The organism is Enterobacter sp. QK-SA4, from assembly GCF_056856775.1.
In genome coordinates, this window is sequence record NZ_JBXFXH010000007.1 from 1,452,891 (window position 1) to 1,470,422 (window position 17,532).

The 17,532-nt window shown below is 54.4% G+C and carries 14 protein-coding genes and 1 pseudogene; 13 read left to right on the top strand and 2 right to left on the bottom strand.

The genetic code is table 11. From position 1 onward, the window contains the following. Nucleotides 1-236: 236 nt before the first annotated feature. The 4 genes and pseudogenes from yfbV (at nucleotide 237) to AC1VYI_RS08585 (ending at nucleotide 3,858) form a co-directional block, all read left to right on the top strand. A complete protein-coding gene (yfbV, locus tag AC1VYI_RS08570) occupies nucleotides 237-692 on the top strand; it encodes a terminus macrodomain insulation protein YfbV (protein WP_023312543.1) in 456 nt (151 codons plus the stop codon). 92 nt (nucleotides 693-784) lie between these two features. Then, nucleotides 785-1,279 (top strand): YfbU family protein, encoded by a 495-nt coding sequence (locus tag AC1VYI_RS08575; protein ID WP_023312542.1) that lies wholly within the window; start codon nucleotides 785-787, stop codon nucleotides 1,277-1,279. An 11-nt stretch (nucleotides 1,280-1,290) separates the two neighbouring features. Continuing rightward, a pseudogene (locus AC1VYI_RS08580) lies at nucleotides 1,291-1,950 on the top strand (sugar phosphatase). Between the two features lie 75 nt (nucleotides 1,951-2,025). After that, entirely contained in the window at nucleotides 2,026-3,858 is a 1,833-nt protein-coding gene (locus tag AC1VYI_RS08585; RefSeq protein WP_047744189.1) for an SLC13 family permease, read from the top strand. Nucleotides 3,859-3,944: 86 nt separating this feature from the next. Here the strand turns inward: AC1VYI_RS08585 and yfbR are convergent, their stop codons facing one another. Beyond that, a complete protein-coding gene (gene yfbR, locus AC1VYI_RS08590; protein WP_023312539.1) occupies nucleotides 3,945-4,544 on the bottom strand; it encodes a 5'-deoxynucleotidase in 600 nt (199 codons plus the stop codon). A 94-nt stretch (nucleotides 4,545-4,638) separates the two neighbouring features. Continuing rightward, nucleotides 4,639-5,853, bottom strand: a complete 1,215-nt coding sequence (gene alaA / locus AC1VYI_RS08595; protein WP_008500204.1) for an alanine transaminase AlaA — start codon at nucleotides 5,851-5,853, stop codon at nucleotides 4,639-4,641. A 937-nt stretch (nucleotides 5,854-6,790) separates the two neighbouring features. Here alaA and lrhA point away from each other — a divergent pair. The 9 genes from lrhA (at nucleotide 6,791) to nuoI (ending at nucleotide 17,529) form a co-directional block, all read left to right on the top strand. Beyond that, nucleotides 6,791-7,729 (top strand): transcriptional regulator LrhA, encoded by a 939-nt coding sequence (gene lrhA / locus AC1VYI_RS08600; protein WP_226484078.1) that lies wholly within the window; start codon nucleotides 6,791-6,793, stop codon nucleotides 7,727-7,729. A gap of 631 nt (nucleotides 7,730-8,360) precedes the next feature. Next, a complete protein-coding gene (gene nuoA / locus AC1VYI_RS08605) occupies nucleotides 8,361-8,801 on the top strand; it encodes an NADH-quinone oxidoreductase subunit NuoA (protein WP_014171000.1) in 441 nt (146 codons plus the stop codon). A gap of 15 nt (nucleotides 8,802-8,816) precedes the next feature. Further along, nucleotides 8,817-9,491, top strand: coding sequence for an NADH-quinone oxidoreductase subunit NuoB (gene nuoB, locus AC1VYI_RS08610; RefSeq protein WP_003861482.1), 675 nt, complete (start codon nucleotides 8,817-8,819; stop codon nucleotides 9,489-9,491). Between the two features lie 89 nt (nucleotides 9,492-9,580). Continuing rightward, nucleotides 9,581-11,383, top strand: coding sequence for an NADH-quinone oxidoreductase subunit C/D (gene nuoC / locus AC1VYI_RS08615; protein WP_023312537.1), 1,803 nt, complete (start codon nucleotides 9,581-9,583; stop codon nucleotides 11,381-11,383). Between the two features lie 2 nt (nucleotides 11,384-11,385). Beyond that, on the top strand, nucleotides 11,386-11,886 hold the full coding sequence (nuoE, locus tag AC1VYI_RS08620) for an NADH-quinone oxidoreductase subunit NuoE (RefSeq protein ID WP_006176513.1): 501 nt from the start codon (nucleotides 11,386-11,388) through the stop codon (nucleotides 11,884-11,886). Next, the gene (nuoF, locus tag AC1VYI_RS08625) at nucleotides 11,883-13,220 is read left to right on the top strand and encodes an NADH-quinone oxidoreductase subunit NuoF (protein WP_023312536.1); all 1,338 of its coding nucleotides are present in this window, start codon (nucleotides 11,883-11,885) and stop codon (nucleotides 13,218-13,220) included. The genes nuoE and nuoF overlap by 4 nt, the downstream gene beginning before the upstream one ends. A gap of 55 nt (nucleotides 13,221-13,275) precedes the next feature. Then, nucleotides 13,276-15,999: an NADH-quinone oxidoreductase subunit NuoG gene (nuoG, locus tag AC1VYI_RS08630; RefSeq protein WP_134867333.1), complete on the top strand. Its 2,724-nt coding sequence runs from the start codon at nucleotides 13,276-13,278 to the stop codon at nucleotides 15,997-15,999. After that, complete coding sequence (nuoH, locus tag AC1VYI_RS08635; protein WP_008500211.1) at nucleotides 15,996-16,973, top strand: NADH-quinone oxidoreductase subunit NuoH; 978 nt, start codon at nucleotides 15,996-15,998, stop codon at nucleotides 16,971-16,973. Before nuoG ends, nuoH begins: the two co-directional genes overlap by 4 nt. Before the next feature lie 13 nt (nucleotides 16,974-16,986). Further along, nucleotides 16,987-17,529 (top strand): NADH-quinone oxidoreductase subunit NuoI, encoded by a 543-nt coding sequence (nuoI, locus tag AC1VYI_RS08640; protein ID WP_003861491.1) that lies wholly within the window; start codon nucleotides 16,987-16,989, stop codon nucleotides 17,527-17,529. Nucleotides 17,530-17,532 lie beyond the last annotated feature (3 nt).

Below are 17,532 nucleotides of genomic sequence, written 5' to 3' on the forward strand. Positions count from 1 at the left end.
ACATTGTGGCATGATGGAAGAAATAATTATGATTTTATGCCATTTTGCACAATTTTCAGCCAATGGTATAATATGCAATAATTTGACGAGTTAATGATTCTCGTCTAAGGCCCTATCAGGCTGGCACAGGATACCCGATACGGGGTAGAGATGACAAAATATTTTGAACGTTGTCATAGCTTGTTGTGGTTTTGCACGAAAATTTTAATTTTTATATGTGAAGTTGAGGTACAGCCATGTCGACACCAGAGAACCCGTCCGTAAATTTCTTTAGTCTGTTTCGTCGGGGACAGCATTACGCAAAGACGTGGCCGATGGAAAAGCGCCTTGCGCCGATGTTCATTGAGAATCGCACCATTCGCGCCACGCGCTATGCGATTCGCTTTATGCCGCCAGTCGCTGTCTTTACGCTGTGCTGGCAGATTGCGTTGGGCGGCCAGCTTGGCCCTGCCGTCGCGACGGCGCTCTTCGCATTAAGCCTGCCGATGCAGGGCCTGTGGTGGTTAGGTAAACGCTCCATCACGCCACTTCCCCCATCTATTTTACACTGGTTTTATGAAGTGCGCGGAAAACTGGAGGAGGCCGGGCAGGCGCTCGCCCCGGTTGAAGGCAAGCCGGACTACCAGGCGCTGGCGGACACGTTAAAGCGCGCTTTTAAGCAACTGGATAAAACATTCCTCGATGACTTGTGATTGATCATCGAAACGACGACGAAAAGAAGGCACAGTAACAATCAGTTACCGTGTCTTTTTTTTAAAGTGCAATGCGCTACAGGAGTCGAAAGATGGAAATGACCCATGCTCAACGTCTGATTTTGTCTAACCAGTACAAGATGATGACTATGCTTGATCCCGATAACGCTGCGCGCTACAGCCGCCTGCAAACCATCGTCGAACGCGGTTTTGGTTTGCAAATGCGCGAACTGGACCGCGAGTTTGGCGAGCTGAAAGAAGAAACCTGTCGCATCGTGATCGACATTATGGAGATGTATCACGCTCTGCACGTCTCCTGGACGAATCTCAAAGATCAGCAGTCCATTGACGAGCGCCGCGTGACTTTCTTAGGCTTTGATGCCGCAACGGAAGCGCGTTATCTGAGCTATGTTCGCTTTATGGTGAATACAGAAGGGCGTTATACCCACTTTGACGCGGGCACCCACGGCTTCAACGCGCAGACCCCAATGTGGGAAAAATATCAGCGTATGCTAAGCGCGTGGCACGCCTGCCCGCGTCAGTACCATTTAAGCAGCAACGAAATTCAACAAATCATTAATGCCTGACGGAGGTGCGTGTGCAGTGTAGAGGTTTTCTGTTTGATCTGGACGGTACGCTGGTGGATTCGCTGCCGGTTGTGGAGCGTTCGTGGTGCCATTGGGCTGACCGACATGGCATCGACCATCAGGACGTGCTGAATTTTATCCATGGCAAACAGGCCATCACCTCGCTACGGCACTTCCTGGCCGGACGCTCTGAGGACTAAATTCAGGCGGAGTTCAAATACCTGGAACATATTGAAGCCACGGATACGGACGGCATTACTGCGTTACCGGGCGCGCGCGAATTGCTTGAGCATCTGAACGAGGCGCAGATCCCGTGGGCTATCGTCACCTCAGGCTCCATTCCCGTCGCCCACGCCCGTCATAAGGCGGCAGGTTTACCGAAGCCGGAAGTGTTTATCACTGCGGAGCGCGTAAAGCGCGGTAAACCGGAGCCCGACGCGTTTTTACTGGGCGCTGAACTGCTGGGCCTCGCGCCCACAGAGTGCGTGGTGGTGGAAGATGCGGCCGCTGGTGTACTGGCCGGGCTGAACGCCGGAAGCCACGTTATCGCCGTTAACGTTCCGGCGGGATCTCCCCGTCTGGAGGAGGCAGACTTTGTGCTGGATTCACTGACGGCGCTGGCCGTATCGAAAGCCTCTGACGGGGTTGTAACCGTCTCGCTAAAAATGTAATCACATGATATAGCCCCACATTGCTGGGGCTTTTTTATGGCAAAATTCCTCATCCCCCACTGACAAGGACATGTTGTGAACGGTGAACTGATTTGGGTCCTGAGCCTGCTTTTAATCGCCATCCTTCTTTTTGCAACGGGCAAGGTGCGCATGGACGCCGTCGCCTTGTTTGTCATCGTCGCGTTTGTGCTGAGCGGTACGCTCACGCTGCCGGAAGCCTTCTCCGGGTTTAGCGATCCCAACGTTATCCTGATTGCCGCCCTGTTTATTATCGGTGATGGGCTGGTGCGTACCGGCGTGGCAACCATCATGGGGTCGTGGCTGGTGAAGGTGGCGGGCAGCAGCGAAACCAAAATGCTTATCTACCTGATGGTGACCGTCGCCGGGCTGGGGGCGTTTATGAGCTCAACGGGCGTGGTCGCCATCTTTATTCCGGTGGTGCTGAGCGTCTCCATGCGGATGCAGATCTCGCCGTCGCGCCTGATGATGCCCCTGAGTTTTGCCGGTTTGATCAGCGGAATGATGACGCTGGTGGCAACGCCGCCGAACCTGGTCGTCAACAGCGAGCTTATCCGGGAAGGATTTCAGGGCTTCAGTTTTTTCAGCGTCACCCCGCTTGGGCTGGTCATTCTGGTGTTGGGCGTGGTCTACATGCTGCTGACCCGGTTTGCCCTGAAAGGTGAAAAACAGGACAAAAATAAAGAAGGGTGGAAGCGACGCACCTTCCGCGATCTGATTAAAGAGTACCGTCTCACCGGGCGCGCGCGCCGTCTGGCTATTCGCCCCGGCTCGCCGATGGTGGGACAGCGTCTTGACGACCTGAAGCTGCGTGAGCGCTATGGCGCAAACGTGATCGGCGTGGAGCGCTGGCGTCGTTTTCGCCGGGTGATTGTCAACGTTAACGGGGTGTCGGAATTCCGCGCGCGGGACGTCCTGCTGATTGATATGTCCACCGCGGACGTGGATCTGCGCGAGTTTTGCAGCGAACAGCTGCTGGAACCGATGGTGCTGCGCGGGGAGTATTTCTCCGATCAGGCGCTGGATGTCGGCATGGCCGAAGTATCGCTGATCCCGGAATCGGAACTGCTGGGCAAAACCGTGCGGGAAATGGGATTCCGAACCCGCTATGGCCTGAATGTCGTGGGGCTGAAGCGCGATGGCGTGGCGATGGAAGGGGCGGTGGTGGATGAGCCGATCCTGCTGGGCGATATCTTCCTGGTTGTCGGTAACTGGAAGCTGATAAGCCAGCTCGGGCAAAAAGGGCGCGATTTTGTGGTGCTCAACATGCCTGTCGAGGAGAGCGACGCCTCCCCGGCGCACAGCCAGGCGCCCCACGCGATTTTTTGTCTGGTGCTGATGGTGGCGCTGATGCTGACCGATGAAATCCCCAATCCGGTCGCGGCAATCATCGCCTGCCTGTTGATGGGGAAATTCCGCTGCATTGACGCCGAAAGCGCCTATAAAGCCATTCACTGGCCGAGCATTATCCTCATTGTCGGGATGATGCCCTTCGCCCTGGCGCTGCAAAAAACCGGCGGGGTGGATCTGATCGTTAGAGGCTTAATGGACGTTGGGGGCGGGTATGGGCCGTACATGATGCTGGTCTGTCTGTTTATCATGTGCGCCACCATCGGTCTGTTTATCTCCAACACCGCGACGGCGGTATTGATGGCGCCGATTGCGCTGGCGATGGCCAAATCCATGGGCGTGTCGCCGTATCCCTTTGCGATGATGGTCGCAATGGCGGCCTCCGCGGCGTTTATGACGCCAGTTTCTTCACCGGTGAATACGCTGGTGCTGGGGCCCGGGAATTATAGGTTCAGTGATTTCGTGAAGCTGGGCGTGCCTTTCACCGTGCTGGTGATGGTGGTGTGCGTGGTATTGATACCGGTTCTGTTCCCGTTCTGATAATTTTGCCGGGTGGTGGCTGCGCCTTACCCGGCCAACAACCCGTAGGCCCTGCAAGCGCAGCGCAGCGCTGCGGGGCAAACAGATTACAACGGTGAATCCTGGCTGATCTCATCCAGAGACAGATGGAAGCTCGGCACAAACACCTGCATAAAATAGTCCATCTCTTCGCTGCGGCGGGATTCCAGCGTTTTTTCCAGACGCGTTTTCGCCAGTAAAAATTCGTTATTTCCTGCAGACAGCTCTTCCAGGCACTTCAGGTAGGCGCAGAGCGCGTCGGCCTGTTTGACCAGCGACTTTTCATCTTCCGTGTACTGATGCTCATCGATGAGCGGCTCAAAGATGTCGCGCAACTCGTCCGGCACCATGTCAATCAGCTTCTGCTGGGCAATCTTTTCGATGGCCTTGTATTCCTGCGCAATCTGCGAGTTGAAATATTTCACCGGCGTGGGCAGGTCGCCGGTCAGCACTTCTGACGCATCGTGGTACATCGCCAGCAGGGCAATGCGCTCTGGATTGACCTGACCGTTGAATTTGCGGTTTTTAATGGCGGCCAGCGCGTGAGCGACCATCGCAACCTGCAGACTGTGCTCTGAGACATTTTCCGTGCGGACATTGCGCATCAGCGGCCAGCGGTTGATGAGTTTCAGGCGGGAGAGGTGGGCGAAGAAATGACTCTGACTCATAGGTTACCTTTTGTCTTCACTGCGACAGGCGTTCATTGTGCGGGGAGGGGAGGGAAGATGCAAATCAGGCTACCGAAGTAGCCTGATTTTAAGATTACTGATGGTATCCGGAGAGGAAGCGCCCGAAGCGGCTGATGGCCATTTCGAGATCATCTTCGCGCGGCAGCGTCACGATGCGCACGTGATCCGGCCACGGCCAGTTAAACGCCGTACCCTGAACCAGCAGCACTTTTTCCTGCAGCAGGAAATCGAGCACCATTTTCTGGTCGTCGTGAATATTAAAGCGCTTCGCGTCAATTTTCGGGAACATATAGAGCGCGCCATTCGGCTTCACGCAGGAGACGCCCGGGATATCGTTGATCAGCTCCCACGCGCGGTTGCGCTGTTCATACAGGCGACCACCGGGAACGATGAACTCGCTAATGCTCTGATAGCCGCCGAGCGCCGTCTGGATCGCGTGCTGCGCCGGAACGTTGGCACATAAACGCATGGAAGCCAGCATCTCCAGCCCTTCAATATAGCCTTTGGCGTGTTTTTTCGGACCGTTCAGTACCATCCAGCCCTGGCGGAAACCGGCCACGCGGTAGGTTTTAGACAGGCCGTTAAAGGTGACGGTCAGCAGGTCCGGAGCCAGCGCAGCGATTGAGTGGTGCTGTGCCGCGTCGTACAGGATCTTGTCGTAGATTTCGTCGGCAAAGATGATCAGGTTGTGCTGGCGGGCGAGCTCGACGATCTCCATCAGCAGCTCTTTTGAGTATACTGCGCCCGTTGGGTTGTTAGGGTTAATGATCACTATCCCGCGCGTGCGGGGCGTAATTTTCGCGCGAATATCATCGAGGTCCGGGAACCAGTCGGAAGACTCGTCGCACAGATAGTGCACGGCTTTACCGCTCGACAGTGATACGGCAGCCGTCCACAGCGGATAGTCCGGCGCGGGCACCAGCATTTCGTCCCCGCTGTTCAGCAGCGCCTGCATCGCCTGCACGATCAGTTCGGAAACGCCGTTGCCGATATAGATATCTTCAACGGTAACATCACGCATACCGCGTGCCTGGTAGTGCTGCATGATGGCTTTACGTGCGGAGTAAAGTCCTTTTGAATCGCAATAGCCTTGTGCAGTAGGAAGGTTGCGGATCACATCAACCAGAATTTCATCCGGCGCTTCAAAACCAAATGGCGCAGGGTTACCAATGTTGAGTTTCAGAACCTTGTTGCCTTCCTCTTCAAGGCGTTTTGCCTCTTTCAGAACCGGGCCGCGGATGTCATAACAGACGTTATCTAGCTTGCTGGATTTTTCGATAGGGGACATGAACCTTTAACCTTTTCGCTATTATTGCCACTCCCTGCCGTGGAAGTCAGCACGGAATAATGTACTCCCCCCTCGCTTCGTTTTGAAGGGTGTGCAGTAGAAGATTTTGTGCCGGGAGCAAAATTTTGATAAATCTTTTTCGCTGTGCGTTAGCTTTTTTACTGTCTTAAAGTTGTGCGCATAGCACGATGATAGGTTAAACGTGCTATTCATTTGTCAAAATTCTGTATATTGTGCTGGGAAAAATAAGTGGTGAACCTGACAAGGGTAGCAATCACCCTGCGTGACTTTTCGTAAAACCTGAATGCTTGATACATGTTCCTGTAAAAGCATAATGTGGCTAAAAGTTACTCATGTGAAATTAATGTTAAGTGCCATTAATGAATGGTCTTAATCTAAATTAAAATTTATTTATTATTAACCTATAAAATGCAACTTTAGTTAATTTTAATAAAATTAGTTTAGAAGCTTAACATTCTTCTTTAATCCTCAATATTGCAATAAGACTTATAAATAAAGTGGATTTGGGTTAAGATGTCTTTCAGGAAAGCAGAGGACAGATGCAAGAATTTTGTATATCTGGCACTGACTTTTCGAATTAATTGATTGTTATTGTTGGAGTTATCTCTGGCTGGAATGTGTCGCACATCTCCTGCTACGTTGACAGCGCTGCGATAAAGATGGCAGAAAAGGTGTTATACCTTTAATGTAATTTACATAAACCTGCGAACATCTAAATATCCTGAACGTTTAAGAGAATAAAAATAACGTCATGAAACGTGCTTTCTGACTGTTGATATAAAGCAGCACAATAACTATCTGTCAGGCAGTCTGCCGGGCCGGGATGCGAGGGAAAACCTTCAGAGGGAATTGCTTAACTGTTACACACAGCTTCAACCCGGGCAGCTCCGCACGAGCAACCTGAAAGTGAATAGATATGATAAATGCAAATCGTCCGATAATGAATCTCGACCTCGATCTGCTGAGAACGTTTGTTGCGGTCGCCGATCTCAACACTTTTGCAGCAGCTGCTGCCGCCGTTTGCCGAACTCAGTCCGCCGTTAGCCAGCAAATGCAGCGGCTGGAGCAACTGGTCGGTAAAGAGCTTTTTGCACGTCACGGACGTAATAAGCTCTTAACGGAACACGGTATTCAGCTACTGGGTTATGCCAGGAAAATTCTTCGCTTTAATGATGAAGCATGTATGTCATTAATGTTTAGCAACCTTCAAGGAGTGCTAACGTTAGGCGCATCTGATGAGTCAGCGGATACTATATTGCCGTTTCTTCTCAATCGTATTAGTTCGGTTTATCCGAAGCTTGCGCTTGACGTTAGCGTAAAACGTAATGCCTTTATGGTTGAGATGTTAAATGAGCATAAAGTCGACCTGGTGTTGACGACGCATCGTCCCGGGCAGTTTGATTGCCTGACGCTGCGCACATCGCCTACGCACTGGTATTGTGCAGCCGAGTATGTGCTGCAAAAAGGGGAGCCGGTTCCGCTGGTCTTGCTTGATGACCCGAGCCCGTTCCGCGATATGGTGCTCACGGCGCTGAATGAGGCCAACATTCCGTGGCGTCTGGCGTATGTGGCTTCCACGCTGCCAGCGGTTCGTGCCGCCGTGAAGGCCGGTCTGGGCGTAACGGCCCGTCCGGTAGAGATGATGAGTCCCGATCTGCGCGTCCTGGGGAAATCCGACGGTCTTCCTGCGCTGCCGGATACGGAGTATCTGCTCTGCCACAATTCGTCCAGTCATAATGAGTTGGCCAAAGTGGTGTTCGAGGCGATGGAAAACTACCATAATCCGTGGCAGTTCGAGCGCATTACCTCCGAAGGGGGGGATGATTCCCTGATCGTCGAAGGGGATTTTGAGTGATTGATAGCTCAATATTCTGGTAACAAAATGTAAGTGTAAAAAACAGCCACTCGTGTGATTTTCACATGCAGTGGCTTTTTTTACGCAATAATACCCGCTTATGGCGCAAGGGTTTTCAGGATACTCTCTTATTTATCAATAAGCTGAATACTTTTGCTTAAAACTTGTCCGTTTTCCGTTCTAACTTCGCCCATATCCCTCTCATGTTAAAAAAACAGGAAATATGTTGCCGTTTTCCATGTTGAATTAACAAAAGCGTGTCGCAGATCAAGAAAATACTCCTATTTGGGGGGAGGAATCGTTGGCAAATCCTGTCAAAATAGGAGGGTTATTTTTTTTACTTCCGAAACGGACACGATTCAACAACATACATTTGACGGAAAGTCATGCACCCACCAGGGTTAAAGGGCACCAAATGTTAATGAGAATCGCTCGATGTAATTTAATGTGAAGAAACCTTTGTTAAAGTTGACAATAGGTTATAGAAAGGAGTAAAAAACCCCATCATTTTGCTGTCTACGTCTCATTTCTGACAGTTAGTGTAAGGTTATTTGTTCCTCCCCATGAATCGATGTGATGCCCATCTGCCAGCAAGAGCAGTGTCGTTGGTATCACTTTTGATGAGTAAGCAATGAGTATGTCAACATCCACAGAAGTCATCGCTCATCACTGGGCATTCGCAATCTTTCTTATTGTAGCCATTGGCCTGTGCTGCCTGATGTTAGTCGGCGGCTGGTTCCTGGGCGGTCGCGCCCGTGCAAGGCACAAAAACACACCTTTCGAATCAGGTATTGATTCAGTAGGTTCCGCTCGCTTACGCCTGTCTGCCAAGTTCTATCTGGTAGCCATGTTCTTCGTCATCTTCGACGTGGAAGCGCTTTACCTTTTCGCATGGTCAACGTCCATCCGCGAAAGTGGTTGGGTGGGCTTTGTCGAGGCCGCAATTTTCATTTTAGTGCTACTGGCCGGGCTGGTTTATCTGGTGCGTATTGGCGCGCTTGACTGGACGCCTGCGCGTTCACGTCGTGAACACATCAACCCGGAAAACAGTATCTCTAATCGTCAGCAGTAACAGCGAGGCAATAAGATGGATTATACGCTCACCCGCATAGATCCTAACGGTGAGAATGACCGTTACCCCCTGCAAAAACAGGAGATCGTAACCGACCCCCTGGAGCAAGAAGTCAATAAAAGCGTGTACATGGGCAAGCTCGAACATGCCATGCACGATATGGTCAACTGGGGTCGTAAGAACTCCATCTGGCCTTACAACTTTGGCCTTTCTTGCTGCTACGTTGAAATGGTGACGTCATTCACTGCGGTGCATGACGTTGCGCGTTTTGGGGCCGAGGTACTCCGTGCTTCCCCGCGTCAGGCTGACCTGATGGTGGTAGCCGGTACGTGCTTTACCAAGATGGCACCTGTTATTCAGCGTCTTTATGACCAGATGCTGGAGCCAAAATGGGTTATCTCCATGGGCGCATGTGCAAACTCTGGCGGTATGTACGACATTTATTCCGTCGTGCAGGGCGTAGATAAATTTATCCCAGTGGATGTGTACATCCCGGGTTGTCCGCCACGTCCGGAAGCCTACATGCAGGCGCTGATGCTGCTGCAGGAATCTATCGGTAAAGAACGTCGCCCACTGTCGTGGGTTGTTGGCGATCAGGGTGTGTATCGCGCGAACATGCAGTCTGAGCGCGAGCGTAAACGTGGTGAACGTATTGCCGTCACCAACCTGCGTACGCCTGACGAAATTTAATTTGCGCCTGTAGGCCTGGAGAACACCTTCGCATATCACTACTCAAATAGCGCGAAGCCAGGCTTAACAGTCACCACGGACCATTTGCAATGGTGAACAATATGACCGACTTAACCGCGCAAGAAGCCGCCTGGCAGACCCGGGATCATCTGGATGACCCAGTCATTGGCGAACTGCGCAACCGTTTTGGGCCGGATGCCTTTACTGTTCAGGCTACCCGCACCGGGGTACCCGTTGTTTGGGTGAAGCGTGAGCAATTGCTGGAAGTTGTCGATTTCCTCAAGAAATTGCCAAAACCGTACGTCATGCTGTTTGACTTACACGGCATGGATGAACGTCTGCGTACCCACCGCCAGGGTCTCCCTGCTGCGGATTTTTCCGTTTTCTACCACCTGATCTCAATAGACCGTAATACGGATATCATGCTCAAGGTGGCATTGTCTGAAAACGACATGCATCTGCCGACAATCACCAAACTTTTCCCGAACGCGAACTGGTATGAGCGTGAAACCTGGGAAATGTTTGGCATGACCTTCGACGGCCACCCGCATCTGACGCGCATCATGATGCCGCAGACCTGGACCGGCCACCCGCTGCGTAAAGACTACCCGGCACGTGCAACCGAATTCGATCCGTTTGAGCTGACCAAAGCCAAACAGGATCTGGAAATGGAAGCGCTGACCTTCAAACCGGAAGACTGGGGCATGAAGCGCGGTACCGACAACGAGGACTTCATGTTCCTCAACCTCGGTCCAAACCACCCGTCTGCGCACGGTGCATTCCGTATTATTCTTCAGCTTGATGGCGAAGAGATTGTCGACTGCGTTCCGGACATCGGCTACCACCACCGTGGTGCTGAGAAGATGGGCGAGCGTCAGTCCTGGCACAGCTACATTCCGTATACCGACCGTATCGAGTACCTCGGCGGCTGCGTCAACGAAATGCCATACGTGCTGGCCGTTGAGAAACTGGCGGGTATCGTTACGCCGGATCGCGTTAACGTGATTCGCGTTATGCTGTCAGAACTGTTCCGTATCAACAGCCACCTGCTGTACATCTCCACGTTCATTCAGGACGTCGGCGCGATGACCCCGGTCTTCTTCGCCTTTACCGACCGTCAGAAAATCTACGATCTGGTGGAAGCGATTACCGGTTTCCGTATGCACCCGGCCTGGTTCCGTATCGGCGGTGTGGCACACGATCTGCCGCGCGGCTGGGACCGTCTGCTGCGTGAGTTCCTTGACTGGATGCCAAAACGTCTGGCCTCTTACGAGAAAGCCGCGCTGCGTAACACCATCCTGAAAGGCCGTTCCCAGGGCGTTGCTGCCTACGGCGCGAAAGAAGCGCTGGAGTGGGGTACGACAGGTGCAGGTCTGCGTGCGACCGGTATTGATTTCGACGTGCGTAAAGCGCGCCCTTACTCTGGCTACGAGAACTTCGACTTTGAAGTCCCGGTGGGCGGCGGTGTTTCCGACTGCTACACCCGCGTGATGCTGAAAGTGGAAGAGCTGCGCCAGAGTCTGCGCATCCTTGAGCAGTGCCTCAACAACATGCCGGAAGGCCCGTTCAAGGCGGATCACCCGCTGACGACGCCGCCACCGAAAGAGCGCACGCTGCAACATATCGAAACCCTGATCACCCACTTCCTGCAGGTTTCATGGGGTCCGGTAATGCCGGCGCAAGAATCCTTCCAGATGATTGAAGCGACCAAGGGTATTAACAGTTACTACCTGACCAGTGACGGCAGCACCATGAGCTACCGTACCCGCGTACGTACGCCGAGCTTTGCGCACCTGCAGCAGATCCCGTCCGCCATCCGCGGCAGTCTGGTCTCCGACCTGATTGTGTATCTGGGTAGTATCGATTTTGTTATGTCAGATGTGGACCGCTAATTATGCACGAGAATCAACAACCACAAACCGAGGCTTTTGAGCTGAGTGAAGCAGAACGTGCCGCCATTGAGCACGAGATGCACCACTACGAAGACCCGCGTGCGGCGTCCATTGAAGCGCTGAAAATCGTACAGAAACAGCGTGGTTGGGTGCCGGATGGGGCGATCTATGAGATCGCGAAAGTGCTGGGTATTCCGGCAAGTGACGTAGAGGGCGTAGCCACGTTCTACAGCCAGATCTTCCGTCAGCCGGTAGGCCGCCATGTGATCCGCTACTGTGACAGCGTTGTCTGCCACATCACCGGTTATCAGGGCATTCAGGCTGCGATTGAGAAAAAGCTCAATATCAAGCCGGGCCAGACCACGTTCGATGGACGCTTTACTCTGCTGCCAACCTGCTGCCTGGGTAACTGCGACAAGGGGCCGACCATGATGATTGATGAGGACACTCACAGCCATCTGACGCCGGAAGCGATTCCTGACCTGCTGGAGCAGTACAAATGAAAACTGTAATTCGTACTGCTGAGACGCATCCGCTGACCTGGCGTCTGCGCGATGACAAACAGCCGGTATGGCTCGATGAATACCAGAGCAAAAACGGCTATGCCGGCGCGCGTAAAGCCCTTGGCGGCATGGCGCCGGACGACATCGTTAACGCGGTGAAAGACTCCGGCCTGAAAGGGCGCGGCGGTGCGGGCTTCTCCACCGGTCTGAAGTGGAGCCTGATGCCGAAAGACGAATCCATGAACATCCGTTACCTGCTGTGTAACGCCGATGAAATGGAGCCGGGCACCTATAAAGACCGCCTGCTGATGGAACAACTGCCGCACCTGCTGGTGGAAGGCATGCTGATCTCCGCGTTTGCGCTGAAAGCCTACCGTGGCTACATCTTCCTGCGCGGTGAGTACATCGAAGCGGCGGAAAACCTGCGTCGCGCGATTGCCGAAGCCACCGAAGCGGGCCTGCTGGGTAAAAACATTCTGGGTACCGGCTTTGACTTTGAACTGTTCGTGCACACCGGCGCAGGACGTTATATCTGCGGTGAAGAAACCGCGCTGATTAACTCCCTGGAAGGCCGCCGCGCGAACCCGCGTTCCAAGCCACCGTTCCCGGCAAGCTCCGGCGTATGGGGTAAACCGACCTGCGTAAACAACGTTGAAACCCTGTGTAACGTTCCGGCTATCCTCGCCAACGGCGTGGAGTGGTATCAGGGCATCTCCTCAAGCAAAGATGCTGGTACCAAGCTGATGGGCTTCTCTGGTCGCGTTAAAAATCCTGGCGTCTGGGAACTGCCGTTCGGTACCACCGCACGTGAAATTCTTGAGGACTACGCTGGCGGCATGCGCGATGGCCTGAAATTCAAAGCCTGGCAGCCGGGTGGGGCAGGGACAGACTTCCTGACCGAAGCCCACCTTGATCTGCCAATGGAATTCGAAAGCATTGGTAAAGCAGGCAGCCGTCTGGGTACGGCGCTGGCGATGGCCGTCGACCACGAGATCGGCATGGTCTCGCTGGTGCGTAACCTGGAAGAGTTCTTCGCCCGCGAGTCCTGCGGCTGGTGTACACCGTGCCGTGATGGTCTGCCGTGGAGCGTGAAGATCCTGCGTGCAATCGAACGTGGCGAAGGCCAGCCTGGGGATATCGAGACGCTTGAGCAACTGTGTCGATTCTTAGGCCCGGGTAAAACCTTCTGTGCCCACGCACCGGGTGCCGTCGAACCTCTGCAGAGCGCGATCAAATATTTCCGCGACGAGTTCGAAGCAGGCATCAAGCAGCCGTTCAGTAATACCCATGCGATTAATGGGATTCAGCCGAACCTGCTTAAAGCGCGCTGGTAACGACAAGAATTTTGATTAACGCTCGGTTTCGACCGAGCCAACTGGAAGCATGCTAATGGCTACGATTCATGTAGACGGCAAAGAATACGAAGTCAACGGGGCGGACAACCTGCTGGAAGCTTGTCTGTCTCTTGGCCTCGATATTCCGTACTTTTGCTGGCATCCGGCGCTGGGCAGCGTCGGTGCTTGCCGCCAGTGTGCGGTGAAGCAATATCAAAACGCGGAAGACACGCGTGGTCGCCTGGTGATGTCCTGTATGACGCCAGCCACCGAAGGCACTTTTATTTCGATTGATGACGAAGAAGCCAAACAGTTCCGCGAAAGCGTTGTGGAATGGTTGATGACCAACCACCCGCACGACTGTCCGGTCTGTGAAGAGGGCGGTAACTGCCACCTTCAGGATATGACCGTGATGACCGGCCACAGCTTCCGTCGCTATCGCTTTACCAAGCGTACCCACCGTAACCAGGACCTGGGGCCGTTCATCTCTCACGAAATGAACCGCTGCATCGCCTGCTACCGCTGCGTGCGTTACTACAAAGACTACGCAGACGGTCAGGATCTGGGCGTATATGGCGCGCACGATAACGTCTACTTCGGTCGTCCGGAAGACGGTACGCTGGAAAGCGAATTCTCTGGTAACCTGGTAGAAATCTGCCCGACCGGCGTATTCACCGATAAAACCCACTCCGAGCGTTACAACCGTAAATGGGACATGCAGTTTGCGCCAAGCATCTGCCAGCAGTGTTCCCTCGGCTGTAACACCAGCCCGGGTGAGCGTTACGGCGAGCTGCGTCGTATCGAAAACCGTTACAACGGCACCGTTAACCACTACTTCCTTTGCGACCGCGGTCGTTTCGGCTATGGCTATGTGAACCTGAAAGACCGTCCGCGTCAGCCGGTTCAGCGCCGTGGCGACGACTTCATTACCCTGAACGCTGAGCAGGCGATGCAGGGCGCGGCAGATATTCTGCGTCAGTCGAAGAAAGTGATCGGTATCGGCTCCCCGCGCGCCAGCATCGAAAGCAACTTCGCGCTGCGCGAGCTGGTTGGAGCGGAAAACTTCTATACCGGTATCGCTCAGGGCGAGCAGGAACGTCTGCAGCTGGTACTGAAAGTGCTGCGTGAAGGCGGTATTCATACCCCTGCGCTGCGCGAAATCGAATCTTATGATGCGGTCCTGGTGCTGGGTGAAGACCTGACGCAGACGGGCGCACGCGCGGCTCTGGCGGTTCGTCAGGCGGTGAAGGGTAAAGCACGTGAAATGGCAGCGGCGCAGAAAGTGGCTGACTGGCAGATTGCGGCGATCCTGAACATCGGCCAGCGCGCGAAGCATCCTCTGTTTGTGACCAACGTCGATAACACCCGTCTGGACGATATCGCTGCGTGGACCTACTGCGCGCCGGTTGAAGATCAGGCTCGTCTTGGCTTTGCGATTGCCCACGCGCTGGATAGCAGCTCGCCGGCCGTTGAGCTGGATCGCGACCTGCAGAACAAGGTCGACGTGATTGTTCAGGCCCTGGCGGGTGCGAAAAAACCGCTGATTATTTCCGGTACCAACGCCGGTAGCGCCGAGATCATTCAGGCGGCAGCCAACGTTGCCAAAGCCCTGAAAGGCCGCGGTGCGGACGTCGGTGTGACCATGATTGCCCGTGCGGTGAACAGCATTGGTCTGGGCATGATCGGCGGCGGCTCGCTGGAAGAAGCGTTAAGCGAACTGGAATCCGGTTCTGCTGACGCCGTTGTGGTGCTCGAAAACGACCTGCATCGCCACGCCTCTGCCGCTCGCGTTGACGCCGCGCTCTCCAAAGCGCCGCTGGTGATGGTCATTGACCATCAGCGCACGGCGATTATGGATAAAGCGCACCTGGTGCTCTCTGCGGCAAGCTTCGCAGAAAGCGACGGTACCGTTATCAACAACGAAGGTCGCGCACAGCGTTTCTTCCAGGTTTACGACCCGGCGTACTACGACAGCAACACCGTGATGCTGGAAAGCTGGCGCTGGCTGCACTCCCTGCACAGCACCGTGCAGAGCCGTGAAGTAGACTGGACGCAGCTCGACCACGTTATCGACGCGGTAGTGGAAAAACTGCCTCAGCTGGCAGGCATTAAAGATGCCGCACCTGAAGCAAGCTTCCGCATTCGCGGCCAGAAACTGGCGCGTGAACCGCACCGCTACAGCGGCCGTACCGCGATGCGCGCCAACATCAGCGTGCACGAACCGCGCCAGCCGCAGGATAAAGACACCATGTTCGCCTTCTCGATGGAAGGGAACAACCAGCCGTCTGCGCCGCGTTCGCAAATCCCATTCGCATGGGCACCGGGCTGGAACTCCCCGCAGGCATGGAACAAGTTTCAGGCTGAAGTGGGTGGCTCCCTGCGCCACGGCGATCCGGGCGTGCGTCTGATTGAAGCCTCCGAAACCGGTCTGGACTTCTTCACCACCGTACCGGCGAGCTTCCAGGCGCAGGACGGTAGCTGGCGTATCGCGCCGTACTACCATCTGTTCGGTAGCGACGAGCTGTCCCAGCGTTCACCTGTCTTCCAGACTCGTATGCCGCAGCCGTACATCAAGCTCAACCCGGCGGATGCCGCGAAGCTTGGCGTTAACGCGGGCGCAAACATTGCCTTTAGCTATGACGGCCAGACAATCAGCCTGCCGCTGATTATCTCCGAAGGTCTGACAGCAGGGCAGGTGGGTCTGCCGATGGGTATGCCTGGCATCGCGCCGGTTCTGGCGGGTGCGCGTCTTGATAATCTGCAGGAGGCAAAAGCATGAGTTGGTTAACGCCGGATCTTATCGACATCCTGCTGAGCATTCTGAAAGCGATTGTTATTCTGCTGGTGGTGGTCACCTGCGGGGCGTTCATGAGCTTTGGTGAACGTCGTCTGCTCGGTCTGTTCCAGAACCGTTACGGACCGAACCGCGTGGGCTGGGGTGGTTCACTCCAGCTGGTCGCGGACATGATCAAGATGTTCTTTAAAGAGGACTGGATCCCGCGCTTCTCTGACCGCGTGATCTTTACTCTGGCACCGATGATCGCCTTCACCTCGCTGCTGCTGGCATTTGCTATCGTTCCGGTCAGCCCGACCTGGGTGGTCGCTGACCTGAACATCGGCATTCTGTTCTTCCTGATGATGGCAGGCCTCGCGGTTTACGCGGTGCTGTTCGCAGGCTGGTCCAGTAACAACAAATACTCGCTGCTGGGTGCGATGCGTGCTTCCGCGCAGACGCTGAGCTACGAAGTGTTCCTGGGTCTCTCCCTGATGGGCGTTGTGGCGCAGGCCGGTTCATTCAACATGACCGACATCGTCAACAACCAGGCCGACATCTGGAACGTTATCCCGCAGTTCTTTGGGTTTATTACCTTTGCTATCGCGGGCGTGGCGGTGTGTCACCGTCACCCGTTTGACCAGCCAGAAGCCGAACAGGAACTGGCGGACGGTTACCACATCGAATATTCCGGTATGAAATTCGGTCTGTTCTTCGTGGGCGAGTACATCGGTATCGTCACCATTTCCGCGTTGATGGTAACGCTGTTCTTCGGTGGCTGGCATGGCCCGTTCTTACCGCCGTTCATCTGGTTCGCGCTGAAAACCGCGTTCTTCATGATGATGTTCATTTTGATTCGCGCAGCGTTACCGCGTCCGCGTTACGACCAGGTAATGTCCTTCGGCTGGAAAGTGTGCCTGCCGCTGACGCTCGTCAACTTGTTGGTAACGGCCGCTGTCATTCTCTGGCAGCAGCCATAAGGGGCTATAGACCATGACCTTAAAAGAATTACTGGTAGGCTTCGGTACCCAGGTACGCAGTATCTGGATGATCGGCCTGCACGCGTTTGCCAAACGCGAAACCCGGATGTACCCGGAAGAGCCGGTATATCTGCCGCCGCGCTACCGTGGCCGTATCGTGCTGACGCGCGACCCGGACGGTTCCGAGCGCTGCGTTGCCTGTAACCTGTGTGCGGTAGCGTGTCCGGTAGGCTGTATCTCTCTGCAGAAAGCAGAGACGGTAGACGGCCGCTGGTACCCTGAGTTCTTCCGCATCAACTTCTCACGCTGCATCTTCTGCGGTCTGTGTGAAGAAGCGTGCCCAACCACGGCGATTCAGCTGACTCCAGACTTCGAGCTGGGTGAGTACAAGCGTCAGGACCTGGTGTACGAGAAAGAGGATCTGCTGATTTCCGGTCCGGGCAAATACCCGGAATATAACTTCTACCGGATGGCGGGTATGGCAATCGACGGCAAAGATAAGGGCGAAGCAGAGAACGAAGCTAAGCCTATCGACGTCAAGAGCCTGTTACCGTAAGGA

Excerpts from the sequence above, each read along its gene's own strand:
- nuoI (WP_003861491.1), top strand. The coding sequence starts at position 16,987 with ATGACCTTAAAAGAATTACTGGTAGGCTTCGGTACCCAGGTACGCAGT.
- nuoA (WP_014171000.1), top strand. The coding sequence starts at position 8,361 with ATGAGTATGTCAACATCCACAGAAGTCATCGCTCATCACTGGGCATTC.
- nuoC (WP_023312537.1), top strand. The coding sequence starts at position 9,581 with ATGGTGAACAATATGACCGACTTAACCGCGCAAGAAGCCGCCTGGCAG.
- nuoH (WP_008500211.1), top strand. The coding sequence starts at position 15,996 with ATGAGTTGGTTAACGCCGGATCTTATCGACATCCTGCTGAGCATTCTG.
- yfbV (WP_023312543.1), top strand. The coding sequence starts at position 237 with ATGTCGACACCAGAGAACCCGTCCGTAAATTTCTTTAGTCTGTTTCGT.
- yfbR (WP_023312539.1), bottom strand. The coding sequence starts at position 4,544 with ATGAGTCAGAGTCATTTCTTCGCCCACCTCTCCCGCCTGAAACTCATC.
- alaA (WP_008500204.1), bottom strand. The coding sequence starts at position 5,853 with ATGTCCCCTATCGAAAAATCCAGCAAGCTAGATAACGTCTGTTATGAC.
- nuoE (WP_006176513.1), top strand. The coding sequence starts at position 11,386 with ATGCACGAGAATCAACAACCACAAACCGAGGCTTTTGAGCTGAGTGAA.
- lrhA (WP_226484078.1), top strand. The coding sequence starts at position 6,791 with ATGATAAATGCAAATCGTCCGATAATGAATCTCGACCTCGATCTGCTG.
- nuoF (WP_023312536.1), top strand. The coding sequence starts at position 11,883 with ATGAAAACTGTAATTCGTACTGCTGAGACGCATCCGCTGACCTGGCGT.
- nuoB (WP_003861482.1), top strand. The coding sequence starts at position 8,817 with ATGGATTATACGCTCACCCGCATAGATCCTAACGGTGAGAATGACCGT.
- nuoG (WP_134867333.1), top strand. The coding sequence starts at position 13,276 with ATGGCTACGATTCATGTAGACGGCAAAGAATACGAAGTCAACGGGGCG.
- AC1VYI_RS08575 (WP_023312542.1), top strand. The coding sequence starts at position 785 with ATGGAAATGACCCATGCTCAACGTCTGATTTTGTCTAACCAGTACAAG.